Below are 20,427 nucleotides of genomic sequence, written 5' to 3'. Positions count from 1 at the left end.
GGCAGACGGCTTCCGGACCGGACAGGGGATAGCGGTCGTCGATGCTGCCGGACTCCGAGTCCCCTCGCAATCGGACGCCCTCGCTGTGTCGGCGGAACCTTCCGGCGGCCGATAATAAATAGGTGCACCAGCAAAAGCCCTCTCCTGGGCGAAAGGACGCCGGTGCCCTGCTGGTGATGTGGTTGATATGCCTGCCCCTCGCTTGGTTTTTCGGGCATCTCATCAAAGACATACCGATCCGGGCCGCCGTAGTGGTGGCCGCCGGCCTCGACTGGGCCGGCGAGCGGGGCACCACCACGATCACCCGTTCCGAACTCGTATCCGAAGGAGGCGGCCGGGGCGGCAGTCACCGGACCACCTACTGCTTCGGTGATTTCACGCCTGCGGGGCAGCTCCCGCCCCGTCGTGATATCAGAGTTCACGTCGAAGGTCCCTGCGAGGCGGGTCGTGTGGTGCCGTCCCGGCTCGTAGCGGGCGACCCGGCCAACTGGATCGATGGAACGGAGCAGGACCAGGTCTATGCCGGCGCCGGATGGGTTTCGGCGATGTTCCTCGGGGTGTTCATGGGGGCTTTTCTGCTGCTCGTCGGGGGGATTCCGATCGTGTGTGCTGTTCTGTTCCCGGTGATGTTCCTGCGGAACCTGTACGACAGGGTCCGCAGGAACCGCTGACCCCGCGCCGGATGGTCAGATGGTGTCCAGATCGCGCTCCCGGAAACGGTAGGCGCCGACAACAGCGGCTGCGGCGGCCAGGACGGTCAGCACGATCAGCGCCGGCCAGCGGAGCTCTTCCATCGGGATGCGGGCGATGTGCTGGAACGGGGACAGATCGTGGATCCACTGCGGCAGGTTCATGATCGGGCCGAAGAAGCCGAGAATCAGGGCGAACCCGAACAGTGCCCAGGTGGCGCCGATCGCCTGCGGGAGGACGCCGTAGAGCAGGGCGGCGATCGCGAGTACCAGCAGCACCGCGGGCGCGAATACGAGGTGGGAGACGAGACCGTCGACGACGTAGCCCGCGTCGCCGACCGACAGCGCCAGCGCAATTCCGAGGGCGAGGCCTGTCGTGGCGAGCAGGGTGAGCGCGCCGAGCGCCGCGACACCGATGTATCCGGCGAACCAGACGACCCGTCCGGTCGCGGTGGCGAGCACCGGTTCGGTCCGGCCAGCAGTTTCCTCCGTGCGCAGGGATTGCACGGCGAGGATTGCGAAAACCGTGACCAGCAGTGCGTCGAAGAAGGCCATGGTGCCGAGGTATCCGTCGAGCATACGGCTCGCGTCGCCGCCCATGACGTCGATGACCTGGTCGGGAAGGTCATCGAAAGAATCGACGATGGTGTTGCCGATCCCGCCGTAGAGCGCTCCACTGGCAACCAGAGCGCAGGCCCAGCCGATGAGCCCGGCCCGCTGTAGTCGGGCCGCCAGCGCCACCGGTGTGGCCAGCCAGCCCGGAGCCTCCCGGTGGCCGGGGCGTGGCGGTACCAGCCCGGCACCGAGATCGCGGCGCGAGGAGAGGAGGTAGGCCACCGCGGTGACTACCAGAACCAGCGCGACCGATAGCAGCAGCGGCCACCAGCGGCCGTCGGCGTAGGCGCGGGTCTGCTGTGACCAGGCCAGCGGGGACAGCCACGACAGGGCGCTGCCGCCTTCGCGGATGGCATCGCCGGCGGCGCGGATGACGTAGGCGATGCCCAGTGCCAGACCCGCGAGTCCGGATGCGGCGCGGGAGTATTCGGTGATCTGCACCGTGACCGCGGTGATTGCGGCGAAGACCAGACCCGCCGCACCGACACTGGCACCGAACAGCAAGGCGTCGGAGGTGTCGAGTCCGGCCGCGGCGAACGAACCGGCGATCAGCAGTGTCACCGCGAGGTTCGCGATGACCGCGATGACGAGTGCGGCGGTGAGCTGGGCGTGGCGTCCGACGGCATTGGCGCGGACGAGTTCGGCGCGTCCGGTCTGTTCTTCGACGCGGGTGTGCCGGGAGACGAGCAGGATATTCATCAGCGCGGCGAGCAGCAGGTAGTACAGGCCATAGACGGCGACGATCACCGATTCGATGGTGGGGTCGGTCAGGCCGTAGCCGGGCCCCGAGATCAGGGCGCCGACAACTCCCTCACTGAACTGGCTGACAGCCCGTAGGTCCTCGGGAGTTGTGTACACCTGCTGCAGCGCCGAGGCGTAGTAGACGCTCATCAGCGTGATACCGAGGACCCATGCGGGGAGTTTGATCCGGTCCCGTCGCAGATCGAGCCGTACCAGGGCGCCGGTACCGGCCAAGGTGTCACGCCACGTGGTCTGCCGCGGATCGATCGGAGCCGCGGCGGGCGTGCCGGAATGTATTGCCGTGGTCGTCATTCGCCTGCTCCGTTGCCCGCGGCGGCGAGTTCGTCGCCGTAATGACGCAGCATGAGCTCTTCGAGCGTGGGCGGATGGCTGGTCAGTGCGCGAACGCCCGCGCGGCTGACCGCGGCGATCGCGGCGTCGAGTGCGTCGGTGTCGACATCGAAACGGACCCGGCCGTCCTCGGTGCTCACATTGTGGACGCCGGCCAGCGCACTCAGGTCCCCGATCGGGCGTTCGGTCACGGCTTCGACCGTGGTGCGGGTCAGATGCCGGAGCTCGGTGAGGGTGCCGGTCTGCACGACCCGCCCGCTGCGGATGATGCTCACCCGGTCGGCGAGTTTCTCGACCTGCGCCAGGATGTGGCTGGACAGCAGGACCGTGCCGCCCCGTGCCTTCACCTCGGCGACCACATCCTGGAACACCACCTCCATAAGAGGGTCGAGTCCGGCGGTGGGTTCGTCGAGCAGGAACAGATCCGCGTCCGAGGCCAGTGCCGCGATCAGCGCGACCTTCTGCCGGTTGCCCTTGGAGTAGGTGCGGGCTTTCTTCGTCGGGTCCAGGTCGAACCGTTCGATCAGCTCTTCGCGGCGGTTCGTGTTCACCGCACCGCGTAGCCGGGCGAATACGTCGATCGCCTCACCGCCGGTGAGGTTCGGCCACAGTTCCACATCGCCGGGGACGTAGGCCAGGCGACGGTGCAACGCCACTGCGTCCCGCCACGGGTCACCGCCCAAAAGCTGGACGGAGCCGCTGTCGGGGCGTAGAAGACCGAGTAGGACCCGGATGGTCGTGGTCTTACCGGCCCCGTTCGGTCCGAGAAATCCGTGGACCTCGCCCCGGCGGACATCGAGGTCGAGGCTGTCGAGCGCGGTGGTGGGGCCAAAAGTCTTGCGCAATCCGGAGATTGCGACGGCGGTATTCATACCTTTCAGCGTACATTTCTTTCACAAATGTGTGAATAGTTTGAAGGCTATGATGTAACTGCATGTGTTCATAGGGGTAGAGGAGGTCTGTGTGGACGAGCGGGACCAGCAGGAGCAGGCGGTCCTGCGGTTCGTCGAGCAATTCGCGCTGTTGCTCGCGGACTCGGGTACACCACGGATGGCGGCCCGGGTTTTCGCCTACGTCCTCGCAGACGATGCGGAGCGCTACACCGCCCAGGAGCTCTCGGCCGGGCTGCAGGTGAGCCCGGCCGCGATCTCCGGGGCGGTTCGCTACTTGGTGCAAGCCGGACTGCTCGGCCGGGAACGCGAACCCGGCGCCCGCGCCGACACGTATCGCGTCTACGACGAGGACGTCTGGTACGCGATCACCATGCAGCGGCAGGAGGCGCTCGACCGGGCCTTGCGGTTTCTCGGTGACGGTGTCGAACTGCTCGACGCCGCCCGTCCCGGTGGTCGCCGGGTCCGTGAGACGCTGGAGTACTACCGGTTCATGCGTGCCGAACTTCCCGAGATGATGAGCCGCTGGCAGAAGCACCGCCGCGAGGTGTTCCCCGACTCCGACTGAACTGCACGCCGTCTTTTGTCGCTTGGGGTTCGAACCTGTGGCCTGACGTTGCGTCGGCGCCATTCCGGTGGGGATTTGCGTCGGTTCTTTGGGGGTGTGACACTGTGCGATCAGGTTGCCATGGTCGGTGGCCAGGCATGTGGCCGTCGCATCTTCGATACCGAGGTAGTAACTGACGTGCGCTGGTGTCCGGGTGGATAGACCGTGCTGTAGAGACTGCTGATCCCGGCCACCCAGTGGCCATCGGCTCGCGTCTTGGTCGCGCCGCGCTAGTCGACCAGGTCCACCTACTTTCCCCGCTGAACTCTTCGAAGAACGCCCGGCCGGCCATCTCTGCATCCACGGAGTTGCAGTCAATCCAGTAGAACTCCCTGGTGGCCGAGCGTCGGACGGATGTAAGTGTGTCAGGGCAACTCCTATAATCGGCCACCGGTGTCGCAAACAGCCGTGCCATCGCGGTCGAGCCGCCAGTCTCTGGCTCACTGGCGACAGGGCGGGGACTGCTATTGCGGGATGAGGTGCAGGCGTGGTGTGTACCGCTGAAAGGTCGTGGACAGCAGGCCGGGCCAGGCGTGAGCCTGCTGCCACTCGTCGCTGTCGGCGAGGGTTTTCGGTGGGTTGTCGATCGCGGTGTGGTGGGCTTGGGAGCTGGTCCACAGGGCGTGGTTGTAGATGTGAATCCCATCGAGGCTGACGTAAAAGTTCGCCGAAATCATGCCGGGTGCGGGGCGGGCCTTCTCGCCGGCAGCGAACATGGTGTCCACCAGAGTGTTCGCGCGGTCGATATCGGGGCCGTCGAAGACGCGGGTGACGAACACGATGCATCCGGTGTTGTGAATCGGCTCATGGGTGGGGGTGCTTCGGTGCAACCGAACTGGGGTGACGCCGAGGCGGTGGATGCCGGGTTCGGCGGTGTCGACGTCGCGTTTCCAGGTGAGATCCTGGCCGGTGGCCGCGTTGGGGTCGGTGGTTTGGGAGACATGCAGCAGGTGGTGGCCGTCGTCGCAGGCGAGCACGGAGTAGGAGGCCAGGCCTGGGCCGGGCCAGGGCCGGGACCGCCAGGCAGTGTGGATGGCGTCGATGGTGGCGTCTTGGTGGTCGGGGCCGTCAACCCGCCATAGCCCGAACAAGGCGGTGGCGGTGGTCGGGGCGGGAATGGTGGTGTGGTGCGGGGTCACTGGGTGGCTCCTCGTGGTGATGCGGCGGTGGGCCGGAGCGGACGCTCGGATGTGGCGGGGTGAGACGTCGGCCACCTTCTGTCCGTCCGGTTTGCAACTCTCCCCCAAGGGGAGAGTACTGTCGTGCTGGATCGAGCGAACATCGATCCCCACATGGGTGCGGCACTGTGGCCGCGCTGAGGTGGTCCCCGGTGTGATCGAGCAGATACTCGACGCCTCCCTTTTGTCTTCCCGTTTTGTTCCGGCCGGTGAGCCTGTGGCTCGTCCGGCGGCGCCGGCGTGCGCCCATATCCTGGACAGGAGTCTTTCCATGGTTTCCGCAACTGACCGGCCCGAGGTGGCCGAGGGTTCGGTGTGGGCGGCGCTGCGTAGTCCGAAGCGTCTGCGTATCGAGGTTTTGGCCGGGCTGGTGGTCGCGTTGGCGTTGATCCCGGAGGCGATCTCGTTTTCCATCATCGCCGGGGTGGATCCGCGAGTCGGGTTGTTCGCCTCGTTCACCATGGCGGTCACCATCGCCGTCGTGGGCGGGCGCCGGGCCATGATCTCCGCGGCAACCGGCGCGATCGCGCTGGTCATCGCGCCGGTTGTGAAAGAGCACGGTCTGGACTACCTGATCGCGACCGTGCTGCTGGCCGGGCTGTTGCAGATCGTGCTGAGCGTTGTCGGGGTGGCCAAGCTGATGCGGTTCATCCCGCGCAGTGTGATGGTCGGGTTCGTCAACGCGCTGGCGATCCTGATCTTCACCGCCCAGCTCCCGCACCTGCTCGGAGTGCCGTGGCTGGTGTACCCGATGGTCGCCGCCGGCCTCGCGGTGATGGTGTTTCTGCCCAAGCTCACCACCGTGATCCCGGCGCCGCTGGTCGCGATCGTGGTTCTCACCGCGGCGACGATGGTGTTCGCGCTGAACGTGCCCGATGTCGGGGACGAGGGTGAACTGCCCTCCAGCCTGCCGTCGTTGTTCCTTCCGGACGTGCCGCTCACTCTGGACACGTTGAAGATCATCGCCCCCTACGCGTTGGCGATGGCGTTGGTCGGGCTGCTGGAATCGCTGATGACCGCGAAACTGGTCGACGACATCACCGATTCGCAATCGGACAAAACCCGCGAAGGCTGGGGCCAGGGCGTGGCCAACCTCGTGACCGGATTCTTCGGCGGCATGGGCGGCTGCGCGATGATCGGGCAGACCATGATCAACGTCAAGGTATCCGGCGCCCGCACCCGCCTTTCCACCTTCCTGGCCGGGCTGTTCCTGCTGATCCTGGTCGTCGGATTGGGCGGGCTGGTCGCCCAGATCCCGATGGCCGCACTGGTGGCCGTGATGATCATGGTGTCGGTGGGCACCATGGACTGGCATTCCCTGGCGCCGAAGACGTTGCGGCGGATGCCGATCGCGGAGACCACGGTCATGCTGGTGACCGTCGGTGTCACCGTGGCCACCCACAACCTCGCCTACGGGGTGATCGTCGGAGTATTGGTCGCGATGGTCGCCTTCGCCCACCGGGTCGCGCATTTCACCGAGGTCGAGAAGGTGCACGGGGCCGATACCGACGCCGACGGCGATATCGACACCCGCGTGTACACGGTGCGAGGGGAGTTGTTCTTCGCCTCCAGCAACGATCTGGTCTACCAGTTCGACTACGCCGGGGATCCGCACAATATCGTGATCGATATGTCGGATGCACACATCTGGGACGCTTCCACCGTCGCCACGCTCGACGCGATCACCACCAAATACGCTGCCAAGGGCAAGCATGTGGAGATCATCGGCTTAAACCCGGCTTCCGAAGCCCGCCACGGTCAGCTGTCCGGGCACCTCGCCGGCGCGCACTGACCGATGAACAGCACGACTGGCGAAACCGGCTTCCTGCAAATCGGCCAGGTTGCCGAACGCACCGAGCTGTCGATCAAAACGATCCGCCACTACGAAGAGGTCGGGCTGGTCACCCCGTCGGCGCGTTCGGCCGGCGGGTTCCGCCTCTACACCACCGCGGATATGGACCGCCTGCTGGTGATCCGGCGCATGAAACCTCTCGGGTTCACTCTGGCGGAGATGAAGGAACTCCTCGACGCGTTCGGGGTCCTCGACGATCCGGCAGCTACCGGTGAACAACGCGGGAAGGCCACCGAATTTTTGCGGCACTGCCGGGAGCGGACCCGCGACAGTGCTGATCGGCTGCGCCGGCATCTTGCCTACGCCGAGGAATTCAGCGACTTGCTCGCCACCCGCTCCGGCTCGCCGGAATCGCCCTGATTGGTTGCGGCGGCATCGCTCCCGGTGTCCGTGGCCGCGGCCGCCGCGCCGGTCGTGGGAGCCGGGATATGCAGTCGAAGAGTCCGGCCAGGATGGCGGTCGCGATCCCGGCGGCGAGCAGTAGCCGGTGGTGATGGAGGTGGCAGCCGTGAGTGGGCCGAACACCAACTCTTCGGCGAGGATGCGGTTGTATCGCTCGACCTTTCCGTTGTGCCGTGGCGTGTAGGGCGTGATGCGTTGGCCTCTGGGTCAGCAGTGCATTCTTGTGCGTCATGGAATGGTTCTTCGACCCCCGAAGGGGGCCTACGCCGGGAGCGATGTTGAAGGCACGAGCGCGAGTTTTCCCACTGTGGTGCGTGCTTCGAGGTCCTGGAGTGCCTGCGGGCCGTCCAACAATTCGCGGGCTGTAGGAGTGCCTGGGCCGAGGACCCCGCTAGCGATGAGGCCGAACATCTCCGCCATCACCTGGCCGAAGATGCGCGGTGCGGCCTGGATCAGAATCCCGATGTTCAGCCCGATGAGATGGACTTGGTGCTTGTAGACGAGGTCCCAGTTGGTGATCGAAGCCTCCCCGCCAGCGAGGCCGAACACGACGACGCGGCCAGTGACCCGCTTGGCGGCGGCCAGGCTCGCCTCGAAGGTGGCGCCGCCGACCGACTCTAGCACGAGATCGACGCCCAAGCCGTCGGTTAGGCGAAGGACCTCGGTAGCAAGTTCGCGGCTGCGCGAGTCCAGGAGGTGGTCCGCGCCCAGCTCCTCGACCACCTCGTGCTTATCGGCGGACGCCACGGCGATCACCGTCGCGCCATAGTGCTTGGCGAGCTTCACGGCCACCTGCCCGGTTGCGCCGGCGGCCGCGTGGATCAGAACCGTCTGACCCGCTTCGAGCTGCCCCAACGGTTTCAACGCAGCCAATGCGGTCGGCCAGGACACGACCAGCCCGAGTGCCTGCTCGTCGGTCCAACCGGGCGGCAACGGCACAATCCCTGCTGCCGTCAGCACGGCGTACTCCGCGAAGGCCCCTCCCATGATTGTGACGCCGATGACGTGAGAGCCGAACTCGACGCCGGAAACGCCTTCGCCGAGCGCCACGACCTCGCCCGCAGCCTCGATGCCGGCCACGTACGGCGGCTGCGGCCCACCTGCGAACACGCCATGGGACTGCGAGATATCGACGTAGTTGACGCCCGCCGCCCCGACCCGGATCAGAACTTCGCCTGGGCCGGGGGCCGGAACCGGCGCATCAGGTACCAGGCGAAGACTCTTGGGCCCGTCCAAGGCCGACTGCTGTAGGGCGCGCATCGTTGCAGGAATGCTCATGACCATCCGATCCGGTTTGTTTAGTGATTGACAAAATAAACCTTGTCACGGAGCCCGAGGCCGGTCAAGGTAATGTTTATCGAACGACAAACAAAGTGGGAGGCGCACCGGTATGGCCAGTCGCGGGAGGCCGCTCACATTCGACCCCGACACCGCCTTGCAGCAGGCGCTCGAGGTGTTCTGGGAGCGCGGCTACGAGGGCACCTCACTCAGCGACCTGACCCGGGCGATGGGCATCGCCTCGGCGAGCATCTACTCCTACTTCGGCAGCAAAGAGAGCCTCTTCCGCCAGGTCATGGACCGCTACGGAGCGTCCGCCGGCGCACCGCCCCGCAACGCACTCGACGAGCACTCGGCCGTGCGAGAGGCGATCCACGCCATGCTGCGCGCGACCGTCGACCAGATCACGCGGTCCGACGCTCCGCACTACTGCATGCTCATCCTCGCCGCACCCACGGGCGCGATCGAGAACGAGCCCATCCGCGAGTTCCTGGCTGACATCCGGCGGTCCCAGTTCACGGCGATAAGGGACCGGCTACAACGCGGGATCAACGACGGCGAGCTCACAGCGAGCGGGGTCGACATCGACACGGTCGCCCGCTATTACGCCACTATCGTGCAGGGTCTCTCGATCCAAGCCCGCGATGGTGCGACGCGCGCCGAACTGGAAGACGTCGTCACGGGCGCGATGGCCGGATGGCCCGCGCTCACAGGAACCCTGTAGACGCTGTCCTGTGCGCGCTTGGGTGCGTGCCGACCGCTCCGTCGAGGCTCCCAACATCATCCGATCATCTGCCAGGCTTGCGCAGTTTCAACGTTAGCGCTCAGCGGCAACTGTGCTGATTTGGATTCATGCCTGCGTGAGGGCGTAGAGCAGCTGACGTAGGGCGTTCGCGTCCTTGTGGTCGTCGCGCCAGATGAGTCTCAGTTGGAGAGGTGGCGGGTGGGACGTCGAGCTGGGCGAGGCGTCGTGAGCCGAGGTCGGCATGAACCGTGAACGTGGGCAACAGCGCGATCCCGCGGCCGGTGGCGACCCATTCGCGGACCTGCGCCAGTCCGCCGACGGCGGTGAGGTCTGTGTCGGGGCCGAGCCAGCGTTTGGTGGCCATCCAGAAGGAGCAGCGCGATTCCCGGCCGATGAGGCCTCCTGTTTGCTGGATCTCCTGCATCGTCACTGCGCGACCGAGCAGCGGATGATCCGGCGGCACGACGACGGTCATAGGGACCTCGCGTACGTCGAGGTACTCGATCGCCGCGGCGGGGTGGGCGAATCCGAGGTCACCGACATGCTCGCCGACGTCGAGGAGCACGGCGACGTCGATCTCGCCGTGGTCGAGCGCTGCAAGGAGCCAGATTCGGTCGGGATCGGGGCGTAGCTGCACGTTGAGGTCTGGCCGCGCTCGTCGTAGGTCGTCCAAGACCACGGGAAGGAGTGCGTCGGCGATCGAGGCCTGTGCCCCCACGGTGAGTCCTGGCGCGGCGTGGAGTCGCTCGGCCGCGACGTCGAGGGCCTCGAGCGCCGCGCCCGCAGACGCCAGATAGGCCCGTGCGGCTGCGGTGGGACGCATGCCGCTTCGATCGCGGGTGAACAACGAGGCCCCGAGGTCGGCCTCGAGTCGGCGAATCCGGTCGGAGACCGACGACGGTGCCAGGCTCAACGCGGCTGCGGTCCGGTTGACGGTTCGATGCCGGACCAGCGCGATCGCGGTCCGCAGCTGGTCCAAGTCCACGGAACCACTCTAGGCGGGTGTTCGGATATTCCGAATGCCGGTGCGGTTTCACCGGTCGAACCGAGGGCACGGAAAGCGGAGGGTCTCGTCTCGACGAAACCGTCTCATCATCGAGGAGATCCATGCCTGGCCTCTCAACCCGTTCAACCGAGCTTCCCCAGCGTCGACCAACACCTCAACTCGTAGGCATATCGCTGGCCTACTTCATGGTGCTGCTGGACACAACCGTGCTCGCCGTGGCCGAGCCCAGCATCATGTCCTCCCTTCACACCGATGTCGTCGGGGTCGGGTGGGCGACCATTATCTACACGATGGCACTGGCGGCCGCTGTGGTCTTCGGCGGCAGCCTGGCCGATCGCTGCGGGGCCTACCGGGTCTTCATCCTCGGACTCATCGGCTTCGGCGTTGCATCTCTGGGCTGCGCGCTCGCGCCCACCCTCGCAGCGCTGCTGGTCTTTCGGGCGCTGCTGGGGCTGTTCGCCGCAGCCATCATCCCCAGCTCCCTGAGCCTGATCGCCAGCTTGTATCCCGACCCGGCGCGCCGCGGTAGCGCGATCAGCGCATGGGCAGCGATCAGCGGTGTCGCGATGGCCGCCGGACCCGTGCTGGGTGGCTGGCTCATCGCGGCTGATGGTTGGCGGTCAGTCTTCCTGATCAACGCGCCCCTGGCAGTTGTTGTCCTGGTGCTTTGCCGCACATCGATCGCCGGCACGCGGCACGCACGGGAGATCTCCTGGCTCCCACACATCGGGCTGGCGGCAACGCTGACCACCGCAACGCTTGCCATCACCCAGGCCGGCCAACGCTCCTGGCTCCTGGCGGCCGTCTTCGGTTTGCTCGCGGCCGGCCTCACAGTCGGCACCACGGCGGTCGATCGCCGCTCGCCGGCACCGTTGGTTCCAGCTGCCCTGCGTCGCAATCGCGCGGTGTGGACTGCGTTCGGCTGGGGTGCCGCGGTCAACTACGCCCTGACGACCGTGATCTTCTCCATCCCGCTGCTGCTCGACACCACAGCAGTAGGGGCCGGAGCGACACTGTTGCCGATGACTTTGCTGGTCGCAGTGAATCCACTGCTCACCGGGCGCATCGTCGCCGCCCACGGGCCACTGCGACCGATCCGCATGGGCTTCATCTCCTTCCCAGTCGGGCTGTGCCTGGTCGCGGTTGCGATCGCCGGCCATCACCAGCCGCTCGTCCTCGCCCTCGGGCTGCTGCTCTCCGGTCTCGGAGTGTCATGGACCCTGCCTGCGCTGGTCGCCTTCGCGGTCGATCACGCCGATCCCGAGGCCACCGGATCGGTCGGTGGCATCCTCAATGCCACAAGACAGGTCGGCGCCACCATCGCCGCCGCCGTCGCCAGTGCACTCCTGACCCAAAGCCATGACGACATCGTCGCGTTTCTGCCATTCGTCGTCGCCGCGGCAGTCTGCGTGGTGGGCCTCGCGATCGCCGCGACCCAGCGGGTTGCCCGCGCGAGGAGGCCAGTCCCGAGCGGGCAAGCGCAACGGGCAACCCGGCATGACTCACGCCAACGCGCCGTGTCGCTGACCCTGCCCGACATCACCACCCCCCACCGGCCGGACCAGCACCGGAAACCCGACATCGTCGTGACCCGCGTCCCGGACGCTACCGCCCGGCCTCGGTGGAGCCTCGGTGGGCGGGCACCAGCACCGCGGCGGCCGCAGCCGTCACCATCACCACCGCGATCGCGGCGAACGCCCGGTTGTAGCCGTCCAGGGTGCCCGGCGCAGCCACCGTGATCAGCACCGCCAACCCGAGCGCGGCCCCGATCTGCTTGGTCGTGTTCATCAACCCCGACGCTGCCCCCGCGTCCTCGGAGGGGACTCCGGAAGTAACGGCGGCAGTGATCGGGGTGTTCAGCAGTCCGGCCCCGATGCTGAACACCACGGCCGGGCCCAGAATCCCGGCCACATACCCGCTGCCGGGATGCAGCTGCGCCTGCCATACGAACCCGGCGGCCGCCACCAGGGCACCCACCGCGATCAGCGTCCGGGCGTCTATGAGCCGCATCAGCCACGGCGTCACCCAGACCCCGACCACGATGGTGACCACGGTGTGCGGCAGGAACGCCAGGCCGGTCAGCAACGGGCTGTATCCGAGACCGGTCTGCATCGACAGGGTGAGGAAGAACCACATCGGATTCAGACACGCGCCAGCCAGCAGCAGGATCAGGTTCCCGGCGGTCACCGACCGAATCCGCAGCAACCGCACCGGAAACAACGGCGCACGCACCCACTGTGTCTCCACCAGAGCGAATCCCACCAGCAGCAATACACCCACACCGACACCGGCCACCGTCGGCGCTGCCGTCCAGCCACGGGCCGCGGCCTCTCCGACCCCATAAGTCAGAGCCGCGAGCCCGCCGGTGACCAGCGCCGCCCCCACCACATCCACCCGCGGCCGGGCCGCGGGCCGGGCGGCGGTGATCACGCGCAGCGCCATCACGGCAGCGATCACACCGATCGGGACGTTGATCAGCAGCGTTGCCCGCCACGACCACCACTCGGTGAGCACGCCGCCGAGCAGGTTTCCCGCCGTGCCGCCGGCCATTCCGAGTGCCGTCCATATCGCCAGCGCCCGGGTCCGGCCCGGACCTTCCGTGAAAGTCGTGGTCAAGATCGCCAACGTCACCGGCGCCAACGCCGCCGCACCCATCCCTTGGACCACCCGCGCACCGATCAACCACGCCCCGGTCTCGGCCAGCCCACCGGCCAGGCTCGCCGCGGTGAACAGTCCCAGCCCGGCCAGCAACATCCGCCGACGTCCGAACAGGTCGGTCAGGCGCCCACCCAGCAGCAGCAACCCGGCGAACACCAGCGCATAGGCATTGACCACCCACCCCAACCCGACCTCACCCAACCCCAGCGACGAGCGGATCGAGGGCAACGCCACGTTCACCACCGAGATATCGAGCACCACCATGAACTGCGCCACACACACCACAACCAGCACCGCCGCAGCTCGCACCGGCCCCGCAGGGTCTGCCGCCGTGTCGTCCGGGTCGAGTCGCATACCCGCCACCTCCACACTGATACAGATGTACCGTATACACTTGTATCAAGTTGTGGAAGTTAGGAGGGAATCGGGTGCCCAGGACCGCCGACCACACCGCACGCCGCACACAGATCGCCGAGGCACTGGTGCGCGTCGCCGCCCGCGACGGCCTGCACGCGGTCACCATGCGCTCGGTCGCCACCGAAGCGGGGATCTCGCTGCGGCTGGTGCAGTACTACTTCCGCACCAAAACCGGACTGTTGCTCGGCGCCTTGGAACACCTCGAACAGCAATCACACCAACGCTGGGCCCAACGCCTAGCCGGCCTACCCGACCCGCCGCCGCCGCGCGCGTTCGTCGAAGCGTTCCTCACCGAAGCCCTGCCCACCGATGAACCCAGCCGGGTCTTCCATCTGGTCGGCACCTCCTACGCCATGCTCGCGCTCACCGATCCCGACCTGGATACTCCGTCCTTCGCCGCCGGGATTGACCGCCACCGAACACAACTCGCCGACGCGCTTACTCGCGCTGCCGTCTACGGTGAGCTCGCCCCCGGGATCGACCCGCAGCAGGAGGCCGCTCGGCTGGTCGCCCTGGCCAACGGGATCGGCACCAGCGTGCTGGCGGGCCAGCAGACCACCGAGACCGCAGCTGAGCTCCTGCGCTACCACCTCGATCAGCTTTTCCCGCCACAATGAACCGCTTCGACACCACGCAGCGCCTGCTGTACCCCCAGAGAAATGCCACGACCTTCATCCGGCCCTCACCGGGCTATGTGGCGACGGTATTCGAGCCCGAGACCGCCGCCTGCCTCGAAGACGATCCGGTCGTATTCGATCACGAAGCCGAATATCAGCGGTCGTAGCAGCGGCGGAGCGGCCGGTTCGACCGCCACGATGTGGCCCTGTGCCGTAATCAGGATCCGGGCATATCGGAAATAGCCGTCAGCGCTGGTGACCTGCCACGACAACGGGTGGTCGACGCTGGTCGCGAAGGCGAACGCGGCGCCACGCTCGTCGCAGAGCGCGAGACCGAGGCGGGGAGTCATTCGCCGTTCGCGCAGGATTGCCCCCGCGTAGGTTCCGTTCGCGTAATAAAAGTAGCGGGCGGCAGTGCTGTGGCGGATATGCAATGCGTCCGTGCCCGGCTCCTCCAGGACCGCGAGTCGATAGCCGATTCGGCGGCCGGTCCAGCGCGGATGTCCGTCGGCGTCGGTGATCTCCGCATCGCGTACGAGATACAACTCCTGGCCCGGCCGGAGACTTGTGGTGAAGTCGCGGGTCCTCCGGTGGGCGCGGGCGCGGCGCAATCGCGCGATCGCCCAGCCTGCCAGCACCATCGCATACACGGTCGGTACCGGTGCGAGCTGCCAGACGAGCGTCGACGGGGTATCCAGGTATGCGCCCCAGATCGGCCCGACCAGGACGTCGAGCCGGTGTCCCTCGTCGACTCCGCTCGCTCCGGCGATTCTCCCGTCGCCGACGGTACCGTCCGGAAAGGTCCACTCGCCCGAGCAACCGGCGGGTCGCACGCTGGTGCAGTGGTCTACCTCGGCCACGACTGGCCGGCCTCGAGTGAAGTCGTAGATCACTGATATCGCGTAGGCAGTGCTGGCCGCGAGGATCGCGGCCAGCACTGCCGAGGCGGTCCAATTCGGCGTGCTCCGGCGCCGTCCGGCCGGCCGATCCGGTCTCACAGTCGTCCGGTGAGATCGTCCACCAGTGCCACGACACCGGCTGGATCGTCGTCGAGCGCCAGGTGGCCACAGCCTTCGAGTACGCGTAGTTCGGTTCCGAGCAGGTCACGGACGGCAGGTCCGAGATGGCCGGGTGGCAGGAAGATGTCGTGGGAGCCGGTGGCCACCACACAGGGCGCCGACCGGCAGCGGTCGAGCAGCGTGTGAGCCAGAGGAGCAGGTGCCAGGGTGGTCCGGCAGTAGCGGGCGACCAGGGTCATCCACTCCACGAGATGCGGTGACACGGGCTGTTCCGGGCTCGTCATCAGGCGCAGGAGGCGGTGTGTGCGGTCTGGTGAGGGCGCGGCGAGCCAGGCCAGGGTTGCCGCGAGCAGGCGTGGCGGTACCTTCAGGCGCACGAGCCCGGCCGGCGCTACGAGTACACGGCCGGCGACTTGTTCGGGTGGGCAGACCAGGGCGATCGCGCCGCCCAGTGAATGCCCGAGCAGTACGGCCGTTTCGGGCACGGTCTGTTCCAGCACCTCGCCGAGCCACCGCCCGTACCAGGCCATCCGGTCTCTGCGCGGCCGCTGTGACGTGCTCAGCCCGGGTTGCCCTGGTACATCCATGGCGATGACTCGGTAGCGCGCCGCCAGTTCGGCCAGAAAGGGGAGTGAGGCAGCGGTGTTCATATTCGTTCCCGGGACTACCACAACAGTGGGCCCCGACTCGTGTTCATGGCCCAGCGCCACGACGCGGGTGGGTCCGGCCGATGTCGTGATGGTCCAGCGCCGATGGGCAATATTCCATTCCTGTAGTTGCTCGGTGCACCACAGACCGATCACTTCACCGCTGGGGATGTTGATGTATGCCGATCCCATCGGCCGAGCCCCCTTTTCCGATGTGTGACGGGCTTCGAATGAGGACGGCATGGTCAGGAACCTTGCTGGTAGATATCGGGGATGCCGTCGTTGTCGTCGTCCCGGGTTTCTTCTTCGTCGATGCGGCGGTAGACGCGGTTACGCAGGCGGAGCACGATGGTGGCCAGCAGGGCGGCGGTCAGGGTGCCGGCTAGGACCCCGATGCGGACATGGTCTTCCCAGCGCGGTTGGTCGGCGAAGGCGAGTTCCCCGATCAGCAGTGAGACCGTGAATCCGATCCCGCCGAGCAATGCCACGCCGGTGACGTCGATCCAGCTCAGGTCGGAATCCAGCTCGGCGCGCGTGAGTTTCGCTGTCAAGAAGGTCGTGAGCAGAATTCCGAATGCCTTACCGGCCACCAAACCGACGACGATGCCGAGGGTGACCCGGTCGGTGAGTGAATCGACCAACCCGTCGAGCCCGCCGATGGTCACTCCGGCGGCGAAGAACGCGAACACCGGCACCGCGAAACCGGCGGTCAACGGGCGGATCCGATGCTCGAACCACTCGGCCAACCCTGGGTCCTTCGCCGACGGATCACCCACCCCGGACCGGGTGGTGAGAACGGGCACAGCGAAGCCCAGCAGGACCCCGGCGACGGTGGCGTGGACGCCGGACTCGTGCACCAGCCACCAGGTCGCCACCGCCAGCGGTACCAGCACCCACGGCGAGCGGATCCGGCGCTGGACCGCGAAGGTGAAGGCGGCGAGGGGGAACACAGCCAGTCCCAGGTAGGGCAGGTGCAGTTCGTCGGTGTAGAAGAGCGCGATCACCGTCACCGCGAGCAGATCGTCGACCACTGCGAGGGTGAGCAAGAAGGTGCGCAGAGCGGTGGGGAGATGAGAACTGACGACCGCGAGGACGGCCAGTGCGAAGGCGATATCGGTGGCGGTGGGGATCGCCCAGCCCTTGACAGCGTCGCCGTTGCCGAGGTTGAACGCGAGGAAGATCAGCGCAGGGCCGACCATCCCACCGACTGCCGCCACCACCGGCAGCGCCGCCCGGCGCGGATCACGCAGGTCCCCAGCGACGAATTCGCGTTTGAGCTCGAGACCGACGACGAAGAAGAACACCGCCAGCAACCCGTCGGCGGCCCACGTCTCCAGCGAAAGGTTCAGATGCAGGCCCGCCGGGCCCACCTGGAAATCGCGCAGCGCCTCGTAGGCGCTCGACCAGGGGGTGTTGGCCCAGATCAGCCCAATGGCCGCAGCGATGATCAGGAGCGTGCCCCCGGCGGTTTCGGTGCGCAGAATGGCGGTGATCCGTCGGGTCTCGGGCCAGGAACCCCGGGCAAATAGTGCGGGACGGGGTGGCGGTGAGCTCATCGGCGCGGGTCATCTTTCGTCGGCAGCGACCCCGGCCCAACATGGACCGGGTACGCCGACCAGACTTCCCGGCTCTCCTGCTGTAAAGATGCCGTATAGACCGCTGGAAGCGCAAACGCGGCCGTTCATCAGACGTCCGCCATTTCCCACGGCTGGCAGCGCTGCAGCTCTCGAAACCTGTGGGCGGCAGCGATCAGTTCGGTGCGGGGTGGTCGGCGGTGTACTGCTCGCGCCAGCGGTCGATCAGGGGGACGAGTTCATTGAGCATAAAGGTGTAGAAGTCCTGCATTTCGTGCAGGCGCCGTGCGGTGACGGTATCGGGGCCGGTGGCGTCGATACCTTCCTGCGCCGAGTCGCGCATGGTGGCCAGCAGCGTGTTCTGCTGTGACATCAGCGCTGCCCAGGCGCCGGCTCGGAAACGGTAGTGGTCGCGGCGGCTGCCCGGCGCGGGCACGCGTTCGATCAGGCCGACCGGCATCAGATGTTTGATCGCGGTCGATACCGCACCGGAGCTGATCGACAACTCCGCGCACAGATCGGCGGCGGTCATCGTGTCCTGCTCGGTGTAGAGCAGCGCCGTCAGTACGCGTGCGGTCGACCGTTGCATCCCGCCGCCGGCCGAGAGTGTCAGGGCCAGTTTCTCCGCGGCTTCCCGCAATCGCTCATTGGTTCCCATGCTTCCAACGTATCAGTACTGCGAAAATTCTGAGTATTTACAAATCTCTGAAAGCTCGATACATTCTGTCGCATGGTGAAAGCAATCGAGCTGAACGGGCTCACGAAGACCTACGGCTCGTCCCGAGGTCTGGTCGAACTGTCCCTGTCGGTCGAACGAGGCGAGGTCTTCGGATACCTGGGCCCCCAACGGCGCCGGAAAATCCACGACCATCCGCCTGCTGCTGGACCTCATCCGCCCGACCGCCGGGACCGCCCGGGTCCTCGGCCTGGATCCCCGCGCCGACGCGGTGGCGTTGCACGAGCGGATCGGTTATCTCGCCGGGGATTTCGTTGCGCCCGGGCGGCAGAAGGTCGGGGCCGCACTGCGCTTCCTTGCTGCCTTGCGCGGGGGAGTGGGTGCCGATCGTATCGACGTCCTGTGTGAGCGGCTGGAACTGGACCAGACCAAGCAGATCTCGGCGCTGTCGAAGGGCAACCGGCAGAAGGTCGGGCTGGTGCAGGCATTCATGCACGAACCCGAACTGCTCATCCTCGACGAACCCACTTCCGGCCTGGACCCCTTGGCGCAGCAGATCTTCCTCGACATGGTCACCGAGGCCGCCACCGGCGGGCAGACGGTGTTCATGTCCAGTCACATCATGAGTGAAGTCGAAGCAGTGGCCGACCGTGTGGCCATCATCCGCGAGGGCCGGCTGGTCGCTCTCGATACCGTCGCCGGATTGCGCGCCGGCGCGGTTCGCGATGTCGAGGTCACCTTCACCGGGCCCGTCGACACCTCTGCCTTCACCGGTCTGACCGGGGTGGCCGAGGTGCGGTTCGAGGGCTCGACGCTGCGCTGCCAGGTGACCGGCAGTCCCGATGCCCTGCTGCGTGCCCTGGCCGGTCATCACGTTGCGGGTCTGCTGGTCACCGAGCCCGCCCTCGAAGATCTGTTCCACAGCTATTACACCGGAGAAGTCGATGCTGCCTGATATCTACACCCGGACCCTCACCGATAATCGCCGCGCGCTGGCGGCCTGGTCTATCGGTACCGCGGCGGTCGGCCTGATGTATGCCGCGTTCTACCCGCAGATCGGCGGCAGCGGCGGTATGGCCGAAACCGTCCAGAACTACCCCGAGGCCATGCGCGAAGCGCTCCGGATGCAGGACATCGGCTCGGCCGCCGGTTACCTGGGGTCGACGGTTTTCGGGCTGCTGCTTCCGCTACTGGTCATGGCGTTCGGGGTGACTTTCGGTGCCCGCGCCGTCGCCGGCGACGAGGAAACCGGCTACCTGGACCTGCTGCTGGCCCATCCGGTCGGTCGGACCCGGCTGGCTGTGGAGCGGTTCGCCGGGTTGGTCACCGGTGCGGTCGCCATCGCGGTGCTGGTGTTCGCCGGCATGCTGGCGATTAGGTCCGGCGCCGAGCTGGAATCGATCGGCATCGCCGAGTTCGCCGCCCAGTGTGTGCAGTTGGCGTTGCTCGGCATCACCTTCGGTGCACTGGCCGTCGGGCTGGGGGCGGCGCTCGGCAAACGCGGCCCGGTGCTGGGTATCTCGGTGGCCATCGGCGTGCTCACCTATATCGCCGGCAACCTCGCTGGAGTGATCGGCGCGGATTGGTTGAAGTATCTCTCGCCGTTCCACTACTACATCGGTAGCGAACCACTGCGTAACGGAATGCCATGGGCCGACGCGGCGATTCTGCTCGCGGTGAGCATTGTCCTGGTAGCTCTCGGGTTCTTCCGGTTCAACCAGCGGGACCTGCGCTCCTGAATTCCATCCGCCCGAGCCCCGCGGCTACCTGAGCCGCGGGGCTTGCCCACGTGCGGCGGCGTGTTCAGGTGAGGTCGGCGAAGCGTTCCACTTCTTCGATGCGGCCGGACACGATGAGCACGTCACCGGCGGCGACCACGGTGTCGGCGGTGGCGTAGGTGAATTCGCCGCCGCGGTGTTTGATCGCCACCACGGTGATGTCGAAATGCTGGCGCAGGCCGCTGGCCGTCAGCGTTTTGCCGATACTGGTCCGGGGTGCGCTGGTCTTGGCCATGGCATAGTCGGTGTCGAACTCTATGTAGTCGATCATCCGGCCGGTGACCAGATGCGCAACACGTTCACCCATATCGTGCTCGGGCAACACCACATGGTGGGCGCCGACGCGTTCCAGGATCTGGCCGTGGCGGCGGCTGGTGGCCTTGGCCCAGATCTTGGGGATCCGGAAATCGGCCAGTAGCGAGGTGGTCAGGATGCTGGCCTCCATATTGGAGCCGATCCCCACCACCGCGTGGGGAAAGTCCGGGACCCCCAGCTGTTCGAGGGCGTCCATATCGGTGGTGTCGGCGACCGCGACGTGGGTGAGCTCGTCGGAATACTGCTGAACCAGAGTCTGATTGGAATCGATTGCCAGCACTTCCGAGCCGTGGGTGACCAGCTCCCGCGCCAGTGCACTGCCGAACCGCCCAAGTCCCACCACCACGACCCGGGTGCCCTGTTTACGCGGAG

The 20,427-nt window shown here is 66.7% G+C and carries 19 protein-coding genes and 1 pseudogene; 9 read left to right on the top strand and 11 right to left on the bottom strand.

Translation table 11 applies throughout. From position 1 onward, the window contains the following. Window positions 1-122 precede the first annotated feature (122 nt). Complete coding sequence (locus ACQEVO_RS15095) at window positions 123-671, top strand: hypothetical protein (protein ID WP_432913407.1); 549 nt, start codon at window positions 123-125, stop codon at window positions 669-671. A 15-nt stretch (window positions 672-686) separates the two neighbouring features. On the opposite strand, the gene ACQEVO_RS15090 is transcribed toward ACQEVO_RS15095, so the two are convergent. Both ACQEVO_RS15090 and ACQEVO_RS15085 read right to left on the bottom strand, forming a co-directional pair. Beyond that, window positions 687-2,357, bottom strand: a complete 1,671-nt coding sequence (locus ACQEVO_RS15090) for an ABC transporter permease (RefSeq protein ID WP_432913405.1) — start codon at window positions 2,355-2,357, stop codon at window positions 687-689. After that, window positions 2,354-3,268: an ABC transporter ATP-binding protein gene (locus ACQEVO_RS15085; RefSeq protein WP_432913403.1), complete on the bottom strand. Its 915-nt coding sequence runs from the start codon at window positions 3,266-3,268 to the stop codon at window positions 2,354-2,356. The genes ACQEVO_RS15090 and ACQEVO_RS15085 overlap by 4 nt, the downstream gene beginning before the upstream one ends. Before the next feature lie 91 nt (window positions 3,269-3,359). Between ACQEVO_RS15085 and ACQEVO_RS15080 the strand changes: the two genes are divergently transcribed. Next, window positions 3,360-3,854, top strand: a complete 495-nt coding sequence (locus ACQEVO_RS15080) for a GbsR/MarR family transcriptional regulator (protein ID WP_432913401.1) — start codon at window positions 3,360-3,362, stop codon at window positions 3,852-3,854. 503 nt (window positions 3,855-4,357) lie between these two features. Here ACQEVO_RS15080 and ACQEVO_RS15075 read toward each other — a convergent pair. Further along, window positions 4,358-5,032, bottom strand: a complete 675-nt coding sequence (locus tag ACQEVO_RS15075) for a hypothetical protein (RefSeq protein ID WP_432913399.1) — start codon at window positions 5,030-5,032, stop codon at window positions 4,358-4,360. 310 nt (window positions 5,033-5,342) lie between these two features. Here ACQEVO_RS15075 and ACQEVO_RS15070 point away from each other — a divergent pair, with 310 nt between their 5' ends. Then, window positions 5,343-6,863: a SulP family inorganic anion transporter gene (locus tag ACQEVO_RS15070; protein ID WP_432913398.1), complete on the top strand. Its 1,521-nt coding sequence runs from the start codon at window positions 5,343-5,345 to the stop codon at window positions 6,861-6,863. A 3-nt stretch (window positions 6,864-6,866) separates the two neighbouring features. Continuing rightward, window positions 6,867-7,283 carry a MerR family transcriptional regulator gene (locus ACQEVO_RS15065; protein WP_432913396.1) on the top strand — a complete coding sequence of 139 codons (417 nt, stop codon included), beginning with the start codon at window positions 6,867-6,869 and terminating at the stop codon, window positions 7,281-7,283. A gap of 303 nt (window positions 7,284-7,586) precedes the next feature. On the opposite strand, the gene ACQEVO_RS15060 is transcribed toward ACQEVO_RS15065, so the two are convergent. After that, a complete protein-coding gene (locus ACQEVO_RS15060; protein ID WP_432913394.1) occupies window positions 7,587-8,603 on the bottom strand; it encodes an NADPH:quinone oxidoreductase family protein in 1,017 nt (338 codons plus the stop codon). 112 nt (window positions 8,604-8,715) lie between these two features. On the opposite strand from ACQEVO_RS15060, the gene ACQEVO_RS15055 reads away from it, so the two are divergent. Further along, window positions 8,716-9,327, top strand: coding sequence for a TetR/AcrR family transcriptional regulator (locus ACQEVO_RS15055; protein ID WP_432913392.1), 612 nt, complete (start codon window positions 8,716-8,718; stop codon window positions 9,325-9,327). 100 nt (window positions 9,328-9,427) lie between these two features. Here the strand turns inward: ACQEVO_RS15055 and ACQEVO_RS15050 are convergent, their stop codons facing one another. Then, window positions 9,428-10,333 (bottom strand): LysR family transcriptional regulator, encoded by a 906-nt coding sequence (locus tag ACQEVO_RS15050; protein WP_432913390.1) that lies wholly within the window; start codon window positions 10,331-10,333, stop codon window positions 9,428-9,430. A 122-nt stretch (window positions 10,334-10,455) separates the two neighbouring features. Between ACQEVO_RS15050 and ACQEVO_RS15045 the strand changes: the two are divergent. Beyond that, window positions 10,456-11,820, top strand: a pseudogene (locus ACQEVO_RS15045) (MFS transporter); the annotation flags it as partial. Between the two features lie 139 nt (window positions 11,821-11,959). On the opposite strand, the gene ACQEVO_RS15040 reads toward ACQEVO_RS15045, so the two are convergent. Further along, entirely contained in the window at window positions 11,960-13,366 is a 1,407-nt protein-coding gene (locus ACQEVO_RS15040; protein WP_432913388.1) for an MFS transporter, read from the bottom strand. Window positions 13,367-13,440: 74 nt separating this feature from the next. On the opposite strand from ACQEVO_RS15040, the gene ACQEVO_RS15035 reads away from it, so the two are divergent. Continuing rightward, a complete protein-coding gene (locus tag ACQEVO_RS15035; RefSeq protein WP_432913387.1) occupies window positions 13,441-14,046 on the top strand; it encodes a TetR/AcrR family transcriptional regulator in 606 nt (201 codons plus the stop codon). Window positions 14,047-14,111: 65 nt separating this feature from the next. Here ACQEVO_RS15035 and ACQEVO_RS15030 read toward each other — a convergent pair whose 3' ends face one another. The 4 genes from ACQEVO_RS15030 to ACQEVO_RS15015 form a co-directional block, all read right to left on the bottom strand. Then, complete coding sequence (locus ACQEVO_RS15030) at window positions 14,112-14,906, bottom strand: hypothetical protein (RefSeq protein WP_432913385.1); 795 nt, start codon at window positions 14,904-14,906, stop codon at window positions 14,112-14,114. Window positions 14,907-15,040: 134 nt separating this feature from the next. Continuing rightward, window positions 15,041-15,904 carry an alpha/beta fold hydrolase gene (locus tag ACQEVO_RS15025; protein ID WP_432913383.1) on the bottom strand — a complete coding sequence of 288 codons (864 nt, stop codon included), beginning with the start codon at window positions 15,902-15,904 and terminating at the stop codon, window positions 15,041-15,043. Window positions 15,905-15,957: 53 nt separating this feature from the next. Then, entirely contained in the window at window positions 15,958-17,268 is a 1,311-nt protein-coding gene (gene nhaA, locus ACQEVO_RS15020) for a Na+/H+ antiporter NhaA (RefSeq protein ID WP_432913381.1), read from the bottom strand. Between the two features lie 193 nt (window positions 17,269-17,461). Next, window positions 17,462-17,944, bottom strand: coding sequence for a GbsR/MarR family transcriptional regulator (locus ACQEVO_RS15015; protein WP_432913379.1), 483 nt, complete (start codon window positions 17,942-17,944; stop codon window positions 17,462-17,464). A gap of 211 nt (window positions 17,945-18,155) precedes the next feature. Between ACQEVO_RS15015 and ACQEVO_RS15010 the strand changes: the two genes are divergently transcribed. Both ACQEVO_RS15010 and ACQEVO_RS15005 read left to right on the top strand, forming a co-directional pair. After that, window positions 18,156-18,917, top strand: coding sequence for an ABC transporter ATP-binding protein (locus ACQEVO_RS15010; protein WP_432922702.1), 762 nt, complete (start codon window positions 18,156-18,158; stop codon window positions 18,915-18,917). Then, window positions 18,907-19,701 (top strand): ABC transporter permease subunit, encoded by a 795-nt coding sequence (locus ACQEVO_RS15005; RefSeq protein ID WP_432913377.1) that lies wholly within the window; start codon window positions 18,907-18,909, stop codon window positions 19,699-19,701. Before ACQEVO_RS15010 ends, ACQEVO_RS15005 begins: the two co-directional genes overlap by 11 nt. Before the next feature lie 64 nt (window positions 19,702-19,765). Here ACQEVO_RS15005 and ACQEVO_RS15000 read toward each other — a convergent pair whose 3' ends face one another. Continuing rightward, window positions 19,766-20,398, bottom strand: coding sequence for a potassium channel family protein (locus ACQEVO_RS15000; protein WP_432922698.1), 633 nt, complete (start codon window positions 20,396-20,398; stop codon window positions 19,766-19,768). Between the last annotated feature and the right edge of the window lie 29 nt (window positions 20,399-20,427).

Source organism: Nocardia sp. CA-290969 (assembly GCF_050936135.1).
In the GTDB taxonomy this organism is placed as follows: Bacteria; Actinomycetota; Actinomycetes; order Mycobacteriales; family Mycobacteriaceae; genus Nocardia.
The sequence above is the reverse complement of the archived record's forward strand: the minus strand, read 5'-3'. Positions and strand labels throughout refer to the sequence as shown.